This is a genomic window from Sphingomonas sp. M1-B02 (genome assembly GCF_026167525.1).
GTDB lineage: Bacteria > Pseudomonadota > Alphaproteobacteria > Sphingomonadales > Sphingomonadaceae > Sphingomonas.
Genome location: NZ_CP110679.1, coordinates 307,009 through 320,608, shown reverse-complemented (window position 1 = coordinate 320,608; position 13,600 = coordinate 307,009). Strand labels below are relative to the sequence as shown.

Sequence of the window (13,600 nt, the reverse complement as noted above, 5' to 3'; positions counted from 1 at the left end):
CCCTCCGTTCGAGTCTCTAGTCCAGCCCCAGCAGCGCCCGGTTGAGCCCCGGATCGCTGCCGCCCGCAAAATCGTCGAAAGCCTTGTCCGCACGGCGGATCATATGCGCGGCGATGAACGGTGCGCCCTCACGCGCGCCGTCCTCGGGATGCTTCAGGCAGCATTCCCATTCGAGCACTGCCCAGCCGGCATAGCCATATTGCGTCAGCTTCGAGAAGATGCCGCCGAAATCGACCTGCCCGTCGCCTAGCGAGCGAAAGCGGCCGGGGCGATCGATCCAGTCCTGGAAGCCGCCGTAGACTCCCGAGCGCCCGGTCGGGTTGAGCTCGGCATCCTTGACGTGGAACATCCGGATCCGCTCGTGATAGATATCGATGAAGGAGAGATAATCGAGCGCCTGCAGCACATAATGGCTGGGATCGTAGAGGATGTTGGCGCGGGGGTGGTTGCCGACGCCGGCGAGGAACCGCTCGAAGGTCACCCCGTCGTGCAAGTCCTCGCCGGGATGGATCTCATAGGCCAGATCGACGCCCTGCTCCTCGAACGCATCGAGGATCGGCCGCCAACGCTTCGCCAACTCGCCGAACGCTTCCTCGACGAGTCCCGCCGGACGCTGCGGCCAGGGATAGAGATAGGGCCAGGCGAGCGCGCCGGAAAAGGTCGCATGCGCATTCAGACCAAGGCGGCGGCTGGCCTTGGCGGCGAAATGGAGTTGCTCGACTGCCCAGGCCTGGCGCTCGGCAGGCTTGCCGCGCAGCGACTCGGGCGCGAAACCGTCGAACGCCACGTCATAAGCCGGATGCACCGCAACCAACTGGCCCTGCAGGTGCGTCGACAATTCGGTGATCTCAACCCCTGCTTCGCGGCAGGTGCCGGCGAGCTCGTCGCAATAATCCTGGCTTTCGGCCGCCAGCGCCAGATCGATGCAGCGGCTGTCCCAGGTCGGGATCTGGACGCCGACATAGCCCGCATCCGCCATCCAGCGCGCAGCGGACGGCAGCGTGTCGAACGGCGCGGCATCGCCCATGAACTGCGCGAGGAAGACCGCCGGACCCTTCATGCCACCCCCCCTACTTTTTCGACGTTTCGGCTTTGAGGTAGGCGATCAGCGCCGCGCGGCGGGCGGGATCGGCCACGCTCACCACCATCCGGGTGCCGGGGACGCGTTTGGTAGGCGCGGCGATATATTGGTCGAGCGTCTTCGCGTCCCAGACGACGTTCGATGCCTTCAGCGCAGGGCTGTAGTTGAAGCCCGCGATCGAACCGGCCTTGCGCCCGAACAGCCCGTGAAGATTGGGACCCATCGCGCTTCTTCCGCCTGCAGCAAGCGTATGGCATGCACGACAGGTTGCGAAGGCCTGCGCTCCGGGATCCTGTACGGGCTTCGCCACGATGGCGGGGGGCATCGCCCATACCACTGCGCACAAAGCCGCCACGGCGGGCACCAGCGCGATCATGGACCTCATAAACCTCTCCGGCGTGCCAACCCTTTGGTTGACATCGTTGACAGCATCTTGCCGATAGGTAGCGCCGGGCGCAACCCCGCGCGGGCGGCTCGAACGCAATTATGGAGGAGAGGCAAGACATGCGCATTATGCCGAAGATCCGGTACGGCATGGTCGGCGGCGGCGAAGGTGCCTTCATCGGCGCAGTGCATCGCATGGCCGCGGCGCTTGACGGCGATTATGCCCTGGTCTGCGGCGCTTTCAGCAGCGATGCCCAGCGCGGACGGCGCAGCGCCGATGCGCTTGGCCTGGCCCCGGGGCGCAGCTATCCGACACTCGACGCCCTGCTCGCCGGCGAATCCGCCTTGCCCGCGGAGGAGCGGATGGAGGTATTGGCGATCGTCACCCCGAACCACCTCCACGCCCCCGCCGCGATCGCCGCGCTGGATGCCGGCTTCCACGTCATGTCCGAAAAGCCGATGGCGCTCGACCTCGCGGAGGCGCTCGCCATCGAGGCGGCCGTCCAGCGCAGCGGGAAACTCTATGGCCTGACCTTCACCTATAGCGGCTTTCCGCTCGTCGAGGAGGCGCGGGCCCGGGTCGCGCGCGGCGATCTGGGCAAGATCCGGCTGGTCCAGGTCGAATATTCGCAAGGCTGGCTCAGCGGTCCCCTCGACCGCGAAGGTAACAAGCAGGCCGAGTGGCGTACCGATCCGGCGCGTGCCGGGCTGGGCGGTTGCCTGGGCGATATCGGCACTCACGCCTTCCAGCTCACCGAGCATGTCTCGGGGCTAACGGTGGAGCAGCTCAGCGCCGACCTCACCACGCACGTACCCGGCCGCCGGCTCGACGACGACATTGCCGCGCTGCTCCAGTTCGAAAATGGCGCGCGCGGCGTGCTCAAGGCGAGCCAGATCGCCGCGGGCGACGAAAATGGCCTGCGCCTGCGCATTCATGGCGAGAAAGGCGGACTCGACTGGTCGCAGATGGAGCCCAATACGCTGACGATCCGCTGGCTCGACCGGCCGGCCGAGATAATCCGCGCGGGCGGCCCCGGCCTCGAGGCATCGACTACGGCCCGGCTGCGCACCCCCGCGGGCCATCCAGAAGGCTATATCGAGGCGTTCGCGAACCTCTACCGGAGCTTCGGCCACGCCCTGCGCGCGGGCCAAACGCGCCCGCCGGCCTGGGACACGGTCGACTGGTTTCCGGGCATCGCCGATGGCCTGCGAACAATGACATTCGTCGAGGCGATGATCGCGAACAGCGCCGGCGCGGCGAAATGGACGAGCCTGGCCGATGTCCTGGAGGCGCGCCGTAACCCGTCGTAGACCGCGGGCAGCGCCCGGCCCCCTTGCCTGAGCGGAAAATTTCCCTATTGCCCGCGCCTGAGGATCGGGGGCGACCCCTTCTCTCATGATCGCGCCGGTGCCCCGCAAGGGGCTTGAAAGGGAATGCGGTGCGGGTGCCCCCGGGCGTCCAACTCCGCGGCTGTCCCTGCAACTGTAAGCGGCGAGCGCGATGCACATGCGCCCTCCTCGGGGGGAGCAGCCACTGGGCCTTAGCGCAAGCGAGGGCCTGGGAAGGCGTGCATCAAGCTATGACCCGCGAGCCAGGAGACCTGCCAGCGCACCGGTCGCTCTTGCCATGGTCCAGGGATAGGCCAAGGCACGGTACTCCGTCTGAGCGACGAACCCATGCGGCGGGTCCGCATCGGTGCACGTTGCCGGGCGCGAAAGGCGTCCGCCCGCTGGCGCGCACCGACCGTTCGTTCGCGAACGGCACGCCCCGCCGACGTTGCTCATGACGCCGGGGATATCCCTGATGAAGAAGACCATGATTTCGATGCTCGCGCTTGCCGCGGCCTCGCCCGCTCTAGCGCAAGCCGACCAAGACCAGACCAATCCTGGCGACGCCATCCTCGTCACTGCTTCGCGCTCCGGCGACGCCGTGCGGGCGGACCAGATCGGCGCATCGGTGACGGTGCTCGATGCCGAAGCACTCGACCGGCGCCAGACGCGCCGGGTTTCCGACATATTGCGCGACGTGCCCGGCGTCGCGGTGAACAGCATTGCCGGCCAGGGCCAGGTCCGCATCCGCGGCGCCGAGGGCAATCAGGTGCTGGTGCTGATCGACGGCATCGAAGCCGCCGACCCTTATGTCGGCGAGTTCGATTTCAGCACCTTGCTGGCCGATCCTGCAGCACGGATCGAAGTGTTGCGCGGCCAGCAATCCTCGCTTTACGGATCGGACGCGATCGGCGGGGTAATCAATTACATCACGCTCTCCGGGGCCGAAGCTCCGGGGCTCAGCGCGCGCGCCGAGGGCGGCTCGTTCGGCACCTATAACGGCAACGCGCGGGCGGCCGGTGCATCCGACACGTTCGATTACGCCGTGTCGGGGTCCTTCTATCATAGCGACGGCACCCCCAATGCCCGCGGCGGCGCCCGCAACCTCGGGTCGGAGTCGGTGACCGGCACCGCCAAGCTCAATTGGATGCCTTCGCCCAACCTCAAGCTGAGCGCAGTCGGCCGCTACAGCCAGCTCGACGCCGATTCGAACAATAGCGAGCTAAACCCGGCCAGCCCCCGCTTCGGCACGATCGTCGACAGCCCCGGCGTGCGCTTCAACAACCGCGCTTTCTACGGCCTCGTCAGCGCCGAACTGACGGCACTCGACGGTCGCTGGACCAACGCCCTCTCAGCGCAGTTCGCCGACACGACCCGGAAAGGATACAATCAGGCTGGCCTAGACAGCGGCGACAAGGGTCAGCGCTACAAGGCCTCCTTCGTCTCGAGTTTCCGCTTCGGCACCGGTAGCGTCGTCCATCGGATCACCGGCGCGGTGGATCTGGAACGCGAAAGCTTCCGGAACATCACCCCCTCCCCCTTCGCGTTCCAGGGCAAGCGCGATACCGACAATCTCGGGCTGGTCGGTCAATATGAGCTGACGGTGGCCGATCGGCTGTCGCTCGGCGGCTCGGTGCGGCACGACGACAACAACCGCTTCGGCGATCCCACGACCTGGCGCGTCCAGGGAAGCTATCGCCTCCCGACCGACACGCGGATCCGCGCAGCCTATGGCACCGGCGTCAAGAACCCGGGCTATTTCGAACTCTACGGCTATTCGGACGGACGCTACATCGGCAATCCGAACCTGAAGCCAGAGAAGTCCGAAGGCTGGGAGGCCGGGATCGAGCAGAGCTTCGGCGAGGGCCGCGCGACGATCGGCGCGACCTATTTCGATTCGACGCTGAAGGACGAGATCTACACGACCTATCCCGCCCCCATCTTCGTCGCGACCCCGGGCAACCGCACGACCGATTCCAGGCAGCACGGCGTCGAAATCTTCGTCAGCGCGCGACCGATCCCGCAGCTTCGCCTCGACGCGACCTACACCTATCTCGACGCCGAGGAGAATGGTGCCGAGGAAGTCCGCCGGCCCAAGCATTTGGGAAGCTTCAACGCGACTGTGCTTAGCAAGGACGAGCGTTTCGCTGGCACGCTCACCGTCCGCTACAACGGCCGGATGACCGACATCACCTTCACCGATCCGACCTATGCGAGCTCGCCGGTCGTTTCGCTGCAGGAGTTCGTGCTGGTCAATTTCAACGCGGACTACAAGATCAGCGACAAGGTCTCGCTGTTCGGCCGCGTCGAGAATCTTTTCGACGAGCGCTATGAGGAGGTGTTCAGCTTCGCCACTCAGGGCCGCGGCGCCTTTGGCGGCGTGCGAGTCGCCTTCTAGGATGTTCTCCCCACCGCGCTGGACCCAGCGCGGTGGGGGCTTAGGCACAGCCAGGCATGCTTTGCCATCGAGCCCTGCTGCTCCGGATCCAGCGGACCCTGTTCGAACGCGCGCAGATTGGCCTCGACCTGCGCACGCGTCCGCATCCCCACCGCCACAGTCGATACCGCAGGATGCGACTGGGCAAATCGCAGCGCCAGATCCGATATCGCCTCTCCTGGCTCCGCGATGCGCCCTGCCCGCGCCTCGGTCTCTTTGCGATGCGCGTCGTAGAAATAGCCCGCCCGCCAGTCGCCTCGCGCGAGGTTGGCCCCGGCCAGCGCGCCATAATATAGCGGCGCGCGCGCGATCACCGCGACGCCGTGCCGCTGGCACAGTGGAAAGAGCGCCGCCGCCGCGCCCTGATCGAAGATATTGTACATCACCTCCACGGCGTCGATCAGCCCGCTGGTCACCGCCTCCAGCCCGGCATCGACGTCATGATCGAACAGCGAGATGCCGAAGCCGGCGATCTTGCCCTCCTGCCGCAGCCGATCGAGCGTCTCGATCCAGTCCCCCTCGCGCAGCCATTCGGGGCACCAGGCGTGGAGCATCGCAATCCCCAGCCGCTCGACTCCCAACTGCCTGAGCAGCGCCTCGGTCTCGGCGCGGAGTTGCCGGCCAGGATAGGCTTGGCCGACCATGACGTGCGGTGACGGCAGATCGAACGGCAGCAGCGAGGTCAGCCGCGCGAGGACATGCATCCGATCGCGCGCGCCCTCGCGCTGGAGCATGCCGCCCAGAAGATCGATCGACGCGCTGTCGCCGGCATCAACCTCTACTGCATTCACGCCGCGCTCGAACGCCAGCGAGAGCGCCGCTTTCGCTTCCATGAGATCGCTCCCCGCCAGCGCGGCGGTGCCGAAGGTGCAGGAAGACACCTCGATGCCGGTACGGCCAAAAGCGCGGCGCGCGATCATGCCGGCCCCGACGCGGCAGTGATCACGATCTGGAACCCCGGCGCACGGCGATTGGCCCAGGAAGAGCGATGATAGGTGCCCGGCTGCGATCCGGTCTCGACCCGGTGGATGCTGGCGGCATCGGGGTGGACCGCAACCTCCAAATCCGGATCGCGCAGGAAGGGATAGCGGCCGGTCGTCATCGCCTCCAGCTGGACCGGCCGGTGCGCCCAGAGGGTCTCGACGTCCGCGCCGGCGCGTAGCACGCGCGCATCCAGCTGGCACAGCAACGGATGTTCTCGGCGCATGTAGGCGCGGTGCATCCCCGCATCCACATTGTCCGCCGGGGTGAAGCGCATGCCGCCGGGCCGTCCGAGCGGCCAGAGCAGACGGAAGGCGCTTGGCTCGCTCAGGCGATCGAGATGCCAGACGAGGTCGCCGGGGGCAAACAGCGTGCGCACCGAAATCGACGGCCTGACCCCGCCCACCAGCCCCGCCGCGAAATCCGCGAGCTCGGCGATGTCGGATGCAAGCAGGCCGCGTTCCTGCCGGAACGCGCCCGGACCGAGGAGCTGGTCGGAGACCAAGGCGAGCGCCTCGTCCGGGGTCATCCGATTGAAGTCGAGCTTGAACCCCTGCCGCCCCAGCAGCGTCCGCACGAAGTCGCGGTAGGGCAGATCATCGAGCGGGGGACGGGCAATCTCCACCGCCCCCAGGGCCGGCGCAGCGAGCAGGCGAAGCGCGGCGGCGGGTCCGCCTGCCAGCGAGACAGGTACGAGCGCCGTCACGAGCTCGGGACCCCGGGGCATCAGATGCCCCGTGCAGCGGCGGCCTCGTCAGCAGACAGCCGGCGGACATTGCGGACCAGGCAGCGGCGAAAGCCGCTCTCGCTGGCGTTCGGAACCAGCAATTCGGCGGGCCGCCCGGGACAGATGCGCTCCCCGCCCCGCGCGCGAACGCCCAGTTTCATCGCCCAATCGACGTCGGGGCAACCGGGGGACAGCGTCAGCTCCCATGTCTCGCGGGTACCGATATGCACCAAAGCGCGGTCGGGCCCGGCATCGGCGAAGCCGGTGACTTGCGAGGACCAGAAGCAGGCGCGCTGCGCTTGCGGCGCGGTGCCCGCAATCGGCGGCGCTGCGCAGGCGCCGAGCGCGAGCAGGGCTGAAGTCAGCAGCCAGATCCGACGCATCAATCTCTCTCCAACCCCCGGTTGAAACGGAAAAAGCCAGGTGAGCATGGCTTCGAGCAAATGCTCCTACCACCGCTCCCCGGCTTTCCCAATCTCGGAGGTGGCGGGCCGCCCTTCAGAGCGGCCCGCTTAGCCTCAGTTGCCGAACTGGACGCGAACGCCCCCCATGATCCGCCGGCCGCCATAGTTCAGACGGAGAATGCGGGGCGTACCGTCGCCAAAAGGCACATATTCGCCCGTCGACACGGTCTGCGCCTCGCGCCGCATGTTGCGGCCTTCGGCATAGATCTGGAAGTTACGGGTGATGTTGTACGAGGCCTTGACGTCGATGAAAGTGCTGCCGTCCTCGAAGCGCGGCACGCCAGGGTTGTAGCCCGGTGCGACCAGACGGACGTTAGTCCACTGCTCGCCCGGATAGTTGATGTCGGTCGTATTGCCGCCGCACGGCGTGATGCACGAGAAACGCGAGCTGCGCTTCTGATATGCGACACGCAGATTCAGCTTGCCGTCGTCATACCAAAGCGAGGCGTTGGTATAATATTTGGACTCGTTGGGCGGCAGCATCACGTCGCCGGTCAGGGGGTCCTGCTGGCCGCTGGTCGCGGCGGAGGCGAGGATCGAGAAGTTGGCGTCCGCACCGGTATATTTGAGGAACCAGGGCAGGAACGTGAACGCCGTCTTTGCCGAGAATTCCCAGATCGAGCGCTTGTAACCGGGCCCGTTCGCAAAGGTCGGGACGAGGAAGGTGAAGTCCGCCAGCGCTGCGCCGGTGACCGGATCTACTTCGGCGCTACCCGCGAACGGCTGGCGCAGCTCGGTCACCTGGATCGGGTTGCCGACCGAGACATCCAGCTTGCCATAGGCCGCCGAGAACATGGTGTCCGCGTTCGGATACCATTCGAGACTGGCGTTATAGTTCCAAGCAGTGAACGGCTTCAGCCCCGGATTGCCGATGCGGCCCGAGCAGTTGAATTCGTCGGCGCCCGGATCGAGCGCCTGACGCTCGTCGAAGGTGACGCAGGTGCCGGCAGGAACCAGATTGTTGACGTTCGGACGCGCGATGGTCTTGCCGCCATACAGGCGAAGCACCAACGACTCGTTGAAGCCCCACAGGTTGAAGTTGAAGCTCGGGAGCCAGTCGGTCGTCGAGCTGTCGAAGGTGACCGGCAGCGAATAGCTGGTGGTGACGATCCCCGCAGTCGCATTGGGGTTCGCCGGGTTGTACGAAGCCGTCACGGCGACTTGCGAAAGCGTCTGCAGGCCCGAGCCTTCGACCGTGGTGAAGACTCCGCGGACGCCGACATTGCCGTTGAACAGCAGGCCGAGCGGCAGACGCTGTTCAAAATCGGCCATGGCATAGACGTTCTTGATCGTCTCGTTCGCGCGCGTGACGGGCTGCGCATAAACGTTGCCGTCGCTCGCCGTGCACTCCTTCAGGCAGTCGAAATTCATGAACTGCGACGCGCCGAGCGCTGCGAACAGCTCGTCGGTCCGAATGCCCTGCCATGACGGCGGCAGATCGCCCCGGTTTGGCAGATCACCGAAATAGTCCGAGTCGGCCGGCTCAAGCGTGCGCGTAAAAAGCTCGCGCAGTTGGTCCGGAGTCAGCGTGTCGACGCCAGAGCGAACATTGGCGGGATTTGTGCTGGGGACGAATCCATAGTTGCACGACAGGCCGCCTGCTGCCGACGAGGTCGCGGTCGGCTGGCATGCCCGCAGCGTGCCGCGGACGATCGCCGTCGGCACGATGACCGCAGGAACATAGCCCGGCGTACCAAAGGTACCGACCGCCGGCTTGGCGGTGTAGCCGCCATTGTTCCAGCGGCTGATGCTGTTGTTGCGATACATCGCGCCAACCTTGACCCGGGTGATGAAGGGCAGAATCTCGTCGGTCTTGTAGGCAAAGTCGAACTTCGCGATCTTCTCCGATGCTTCACCCAGAGCCGGGGTGTATTGGACCTGGAAGTTCGGCGTCGTCAGCGGCTGCTGCGCGATCGAGTAAGCAGGCACGGCTGGACCATTCGGCCCGGCCACCACGGCGGCCAGTGCGGTCGTGGCCGGAGCGACCTGGACGAAATTGCTCGGGTTGGTTTCGTCATAATTGGCCGGGAGATCGATGTCCCACAGGCCATTCGGCTGCAAGGTCAGCGTCGCATCGCCATAATTGTAGGAACGCTGCGTGCGCATATCGCCGCGGCTGGTGACCGCCTTGGTGTAGCCGCCCCACAGATCGATCTCGAGCCGATCGCTGCGATACTCCAGGCCGGCCTGGGCATATTTGGTGCTAGTATCGATGCGGTTCTCGATCTGATCGATCGTCACCGAATTGTTGGTCGTCGTGAGTTGGGTAACGTTATGCGCACTGTCGACCACGACGCTGCCGGGCACCACGTTGAGCACGTTGCCGAGCGTGGCGTTATTGGCGACATTGTTGAATCCGTACTGCGGATCGAAGAGGGCGTAGCCGGCCGGTGCGGTTGGCGAAACCGAGCGGATCCGCGGGTACCCGGTCGCGGTGTCGACGAAAGTGCCGTTCAGATTCGCGTTGAACAGCGAGACCGGCGTGCGGCTACGGTTCTGGTCGTGGACCTTGCGATTGGCGATCGTGCCCTTGGCGAAGAAGGTCAGATTGTCGGTGATGCGATAATCCATCCGTGCGTCGAACGAATAGCGTTCATCGGTCTGGGTATTCGAGAAATGCCGGATCAGCGACGGCGTATAATCGTTCCACTGATTGAGGCAGGTCTGCTGTTCCAGGATGCGCTGCGCGCGAACGCCGGTAGCAGCGGTGGCACTGGCGTTCGGGAAGATGGTCAGGCACTGCGCCTTGCTCGCAGCACCGGCCGCAAGCGTCACCAGTTCGCGCGGAGTCAGAGTGGAGCCGTCGGGCGCCGTGGCGTTGGCGATGGCAACATCGGCAGCGTCGGTGCCGACCGTGGCAGGATTGAACGCGAAGGTCTTCTCGGGCGAATTGTCGAAATCATACAGGCGCGAATAGCCGCGATTGTTGCTCGTGGTATTCTCATAGCCGTGGGCATTGTTCTGCAGCTTCGAATAGCTGCCGCTGGCGATGACACCCAGTCGATCATTGAAGAAGCGGCTCGCAAGCACCCCGTTGACGTCGGGCGTCCAATCCTTGCCCAGCGAATTCTGGCCGGCGCCGACGCGCAGCGAAGCATAGGGCTTCTTGAAATCGAGGCCTGTGCGCGTCTTGATCTGGACCGTGCCGCCCAGCGACCCTTCGGTCATGTCGGCGGTGGAGCCCTTGACCACGTCGACGCTCTTGACGAGTTCCGCGGGGAGCTCGCGGAGATCCGATCCGCGACCGCTCGCACCCGCGATCGCAAGCGCATTGGTGCTCTGCACGCCGATGCCGTCCAGCTCGACGCGGGTCAGATCGGGGCCGTTGCCGCGCACGGCAACGCCGTCGCCCTCACCGAACTCGTTGCGGCTCAGCGCAACGCCCGGGATGCGCGAAATCGCTTCGTTGACGTTGCGATCGGGGAAGGAGCCGATATCGTCCGCAACGATCGAGTCGGTCGCGGTCCGGGCGTTCTTCTTGCGGTTGTTGGCCGATTGCTGGCTCGCGCGCGAACCGACGACGACGATGGCATCTTCATCCTGGAGCGCGCTTTCATCGACCACGGTTCCGGTGGGATCAGGTGCGGTCTGCGCCAAAGCCTGCCCGCCGAAAGCGAGCACCAGGCCGAGCGCGGCCCAAGAGCTGGTCGCACCCATATAGCGGCGCATTTTCGATCGGTCAGTCATTACGTCCCCTCTCCCGAAGCATTTTCTAGGGCGCTTTTGTCGCGGGATTGGGCTTTTGATTTCCCCCACAACACGCCGATTTGACAACCACGCTACAACGACCGCCTTCATTTCCCATTATATGAAACGCGACGCCAAGGTTTAGAATAACAGCTTGTTTGCTGGTTGCAAGTGTCTGACGGGGTTTGCGCAAGACGCTCGGGCCGCCGTTGCCCTGATGCAACGGTCGGGCCACCGGATCACGGTGTGGCGGCCCCTCATATCGCTGCGAATAGCTTGCCCTGGATTGTCGCCCGGCGCGGGGACCGCTAACCAGATGGCCATCGGAAGCGAGGCATCCCGACCATGACCAGCCCTTCTATAGATTTCAATGGCTTATTGAGCCCAGCCTGGCCTTCCTTGCGGTCCGGCGGGCAAGTCGCCTGAATGCCGCTCTACGGGTTCGGCGGTCGACAACCGCAGATCGGCACGGAGGTCTGGATCGCGCCCAGCGCCGACGTGATCGGCGATGTCCACCTCGCCGAACTGGCCAGCGTCTGGTTCGGCGCCGTGATCCGCGCCGACAACACGTCGATCCTGATCGGCGCGCGCAGCAACATCCAGGAAGGCGCCATGCTCCATTCGGATCCCGGCGCGCCCTGCACCGTGGGTGAAGACGTCACCGTCGGCCATCATGCGATCCTCCACGGCTGCACGATCGGCGATCGCGTGTTGATCGGCATGGGGGCCACGATCCTCAACCGCGCGGAGATCGGCGAGGATTGCCTGGTCGGAGCCGGCGCGCTGGTGACAGAGGGTAAGATCTTCCCGCCCGGCCACCTCATCGTCGGCAGTCCGGCCCGCGCGGTCCGTCCGCTCGACGACATGCAAAAGGCGATGCTCAGGGCCAGCGCGTCGCATTATGCCCAAAAACAGCGCGAATATGCCTTCGGATTGAAGCGGATCGATTGACCGGCGTCCGAGTCGCGCGCACCCCCGCGCAGCGCCCTTCACCCGCGAAGCCGATGCCGTAGCGTCGCCGGGGGCGGGATAGACAGCCATTCCGGTTGCGCTATGAAACCAGCATGGCCCTTCCCTTGCTCTTCGATCGCCTGCGGCTGCCCGTGATCGGCGCGCCGCTCTTCATCATCTCGGTGCCCGATCTGGTGATCGCGCAGTGCAAGGCAGGGATCGTCGGCTCCTTCCCGGCGCTCAATGCGCGTCCGCAGTCGCTGCTCGACGAGTGGCTCCATCGTATCACCGAAGAGTTGAGCGCCTGGGATCGCGACCATCCGGATACGCCGGCCGCGCCTTTCGCTGTCAACCAGATCGTCCACCGCTCGAACGACCGGCTCGAAGCCGATCTCCACACCTGCGCCAAATGGAAGGTGCCGATCGTCATCACCTCGCTCGGCGCCCGGCCCGAACTGAACGACGCCGTCCATAGCTGGGGCGGCATCACCCTCCACGACGTGATCGACGACCGTTTCGCACACAAGGCCGTCGAAAAGGGCGCAGACGGCCTGATCCTGGTCGCGACCGGCGCGGGCGGCCATGCCGGGCGGCTCAACCCGTTCCCATTCGTCCAGGAAGTGCGCGCCTGGTTCGATGGACCACTGATTCTCTCCGGCGCGATCGCGACCGGCCGTTCGGTGCTGGCGGCGCAGGTGCTGGGTGCGGACCTGGCCTATATCGGCTCGGCCTTCATCGCCACCGAGGAGGCCAATGCCGTCGCCGCCTACAAGCAGGGCATCGTCGAGGGCCGCGCCGCGGACATCGTCTATTCGAACCTGTTCACCGGCGTGCACGGCAATTATCTGCGCGCCTCGATCCTCGCCTCGGGCCTCGATCCCGACAATCTTCCCGAGGGCGACATCAGCACGATGGACTTTGGCGGCGCCAAGGCGTGGAAGGATATCTGGGGTTCGGGCCAGGGCATCGGTGCGGTCGAGGCGGTCGAGGCGGTATCGGTGGTAATCGACCGGCTAAAGTCCGAATATGCCGGGGCCAAGGCCGCGCTCGCCTGACCGGACCCTAGAAAGCGGCGGCCAGCCGATCGAACATATGACGTGCGGGGCTGGCATGATCGACCGGCGCACCCAACGAATCGTCGAGCCGCGCGACCCGCCGATGCAGTTCGATGCTCGTCAGGATGATTGTCGCCGCCTGCGCAGGCATCGCCGCGAGAGTGGCGTCGTCGGTGTCGGGTGCCTCGCCCAGTCGCCGCGAGGGCGACAGCGCATCGCCCGGGGTGAGTTCACCGGCATCCACCGCGCGCTGCGTGAGCAGCCAGGCGATGATATGCATCAGCCGCGTCGTGACTTTGAGCGACTCGCACGAAAAGGCGACTCGGCGTAGCGCGTCCAGCGTATGCCGCTCCTCGCGTCCGGCCACATCGAAATAGGCTCGCGCTTCGTCCGCCAGCAGCATCGCCTCGACATAGAGCGAGTCGATCAGCTTTCGATGGATCCGCGATGCCCCCGTGTGCCTCATCCGACTATGGCTGCCACAGGATTCACGGTAACAAAATG

The 13,600-nt window shown here is 65.5% G+C and carries 11 protein-coding genes and 1 riboswitch; of the genes, 4 read left to right on the top strand and 7 right to left on the bottom strand.

Features of this window, described 5'->3' with window-relative positions; genetic code table 11:
• Positions 1–16: 16 nt before the first annotated feature.
• Both OKW87_RS01655 and OKW87_RS01650 read right to left on the bottom strand, forming a co-directional pair.
• Positions 17–1,060 carry a sugar phosphate isomerase/epimerase family protein gene (locus OKW87_RS01655; RefSeq protein WP_265541749.1) on the bottom strand — a complete coding sequence of 348 codons (1,044 nt, stop codon included), beginning with the start codon at positions 1,058–1,060 and terminating at the stop codon, positions 17–19.
• A 10-nt stretch (positions 1,061–1,070) separates the two neighbouring features.
• Positions 1,071–1,466, bottom strand: a complete 396-nt coding sequence (locus OKW87_RS01650; RefSeq protein ID WP_265541747.1) for a c-type cytochrome — start codon at positions 1,464–1,466, stop codon at positions 1,071–1,073.
• A gap of 128 nt (positions 1,467–1,594) precedes the next feature.
• Between OKW87_RS01650 and OKW87_RS01645 the strand changes: the two genes are divergently transcribed.
• Positions 1,595–2,776: a Gfo/Idh/MocA family protein gene (locus OKW87_RS01645; RefSeq protein WP_443025093.1), complete on the top strand. Its 1,182-nt coding sequence runs from the start codon at positions 1,595–1,597 to the stop codon at positions 2,774–2,776.
• Positions 2,777–2,854: 78 nt separating this feature from the next.
• A riboswitch (cobalamin riboswitch) is annotated at positions 2,855–3,088 on the top strand.
• 181 nt (positions 3,089–3,269) lie between these two features.
• Positions 3,270–5,192, top strand: a complete 1,923-nt coding sequence (locus tag OKW87_RS01640; protein WP_265541743.1) for a TonB-dependent receptor plug domain-containing protein — start codon at positions 3,270–3,272, stop codon at positions 5,190–5,192.
• On the opposite strand, the gene OKW87_RS01635 is transcribed toward OKW87_RS01640, so the two are convergent.
• The 4 genes from OKW87_RS01635 to OKW87_RS01620 form a co-directional block, all read right to left on the bottom strand.
• A complete protein-coding gene (locus tag OKW87_RS01635; RefSeq protein WP_265541741.1) occupies positions 5,189–6,151 on the bottom strand; it encodes an aldo/keto reductase in 963 nt (320 codons plus the stop codon). The two genes, OKW87_RS01640 and OKW87_RS01635, sit on opposite strands and share 4 nt — an antisense overlap.
• Positions 6,148–6,939 (bottom strand): hypothetical protein, encoded by a 792-nt coding sequence (locus tag OKW87_RS01630; RefSeq protein WP_265541739.1) that lies wholly within the window; start codon positions 6,937–6,939, stop codon positions 6,148–6,150. Before OKW87_RS01630 ends, OKW87_RS01635 begins: the two co-directional genes overlap by 4 nt.
• Entirely contained in the window at positions 6,939–7,322 is a 384-nt protein-coding gene (locus OKW87_RS01625) for a DUF6491 family protein (protein WP_265541737.1), read from the bottom strand. The genes OKW87_RS01630 and OKW87_RS01625 overlap by 1 nt, the downstream gene beginning before the upstream one ends.
• 135 nt (positions 7,323–7,457) lie before the next feature.
• Positions 7,458–11,090 carry a TonB-dependent receptor gene (locus OKW87_RS01620; protein WP_265541735.1) on the bottom strand — a complete coding sequence of 1,211 codons (3,633 nt, stop codon included), beginning with the start codon at positions 11,088–11,090 and terminating at the stop codon, positions 7,458–7,460.
• A 426-nt stretch (positions 11,091–11,516) separates the two neighbouring features.
• On the opposite strand from OKW87_RS01620, the gene OKW87_RS01615 reads away from it, so the two are divergent.
• Together OKW87_RS01615 and OKW87_RS01610 are read left to right on the top strand one after the other, a co-directional pair.
• Complete coding sequence (locus OKW87_RS01615; RefSeq protein ID WP_265541733.1) at positions 11,517–12,041, top strand: gamma carbonic anhydrase family protein; 525 nt, start codon at positions 11,517–11,519, stop codon at positions 12,039–12,041.
• A 113-nt stretch (positions 12,042–12,154) separates the two neighbouring features.
• On the top strand, positions 12,155–13,096 hold the full coding sequence (locus OKW87_RS01610) for an NAD(P)H-dependent flavin oxidoreductase (protein ID WP_265541731.1): 942 nt from the start codon (positions 12,155–12,157) through the stop codon (positions 13,094–13,096).
• A 7-nt stretch (positions 13,097–13,103) separates the two neighbouring features.
• Here the strand turns inward: OKW87_RS01610 and OKW87_RS01605 are convergent, their stop codons facing one another.
• The gene (locus OKW87_RS01605) at positions 13,104–13,562 is read right to left on the bottom strand and encodes a DUF1465 family protein (protein WP_265541729.1); all 459 of its coding nucleotides are present in this window, start codon (positions 13,560–13,562) and stop codon (positions 13,104–13,106) included.
• Positions 13,563–13,600 lie beyond the last annotated feature (38 nt).

Excerpts from the sequence above, each read along its gene's own strand:
- OKW87_RS01655 (WP_265541749.1), bottom strand. The coding sequence starts at position 1,060 with ATGAAGGGTCCGGCGGTCTTCCTCGCGCAGTTCATGGGCGATGCCGCG.
- OKW87_RS01650 (WP_265541747.1), bottom strand. The coding sequence starts at position 1,466 with ATGAGGTCCATGATCGCGCTGGTGCCCGCCGTGGCGGCTTTGTGCGCA.
- OKW87_RS01645 (WP_443025093.1), top strand. The coding sequence starts at position 1,595 with ATGCCGAAGATCCGGTACGGCATGGTCGGCGGCGGCGAAGGTGCCTTC.
- OKW87_RS01640 (WP_265541743.1), top strand. The coding sequence starts at position 3,270 with ATGAAGAAGACCATGATTTCGATGCTCGCGCTTGCCGCGGCCTCGCCC.
- OKW87_RS01635 (WP_265541741.1), bottom strand. The coding sequence starts at position 6,151 with ATGATCGCGCGCCGCGCTTTTGGCCGTACCGGCATCGAGGTGTCTTCC.
- OKW87_RS01630 (WP_265541739.1), bottom strand. The coding sequence starts at position 6,939 with ATGCCCCGGGGTCCCGAGCTCGTGACGGCGCTCGTACCTGTCTCGCTG.
- OKW87_RS01625 (WP_265541737.1), bottom strand. The coding sequence starts at position 7,322 with ATGCGTCGGATCTGGCTGCTGACTTCAGCCCTGCTCGCGCTCGGCGCC.
- OKW87_RS01620 (WP_265541735.1), bottom strand. The coding sequence starts at position 11,090 with ATGACTGACCGATCGAAAATGCGCCGCTATATGGGTGCGACCAGCTCT.
- OKW87_RS01615 (WP_265541733.1), top strand. The coding sequence starts at position 11,517 with ATGCCGCTCTACGGGTTCGGCGGTCGACAACCGCAGATCGGCACGGAG.
- OKW87_RS01610 (WP_265541731.1), top strand. The coding sequence starts at position 12,155 with ATGGCCCTTCCCTTGCTCTTCGATCGCCTGCGGCTGCCCGTGATCGGC.
- OKW87_RS01605 (WP_265541729.1), bottom strand. The coding sequence starts at position 13,562 with ATGAGGCACACGGGGGCATCGCGGATCCATCGAAAGCTGATCGACTCG.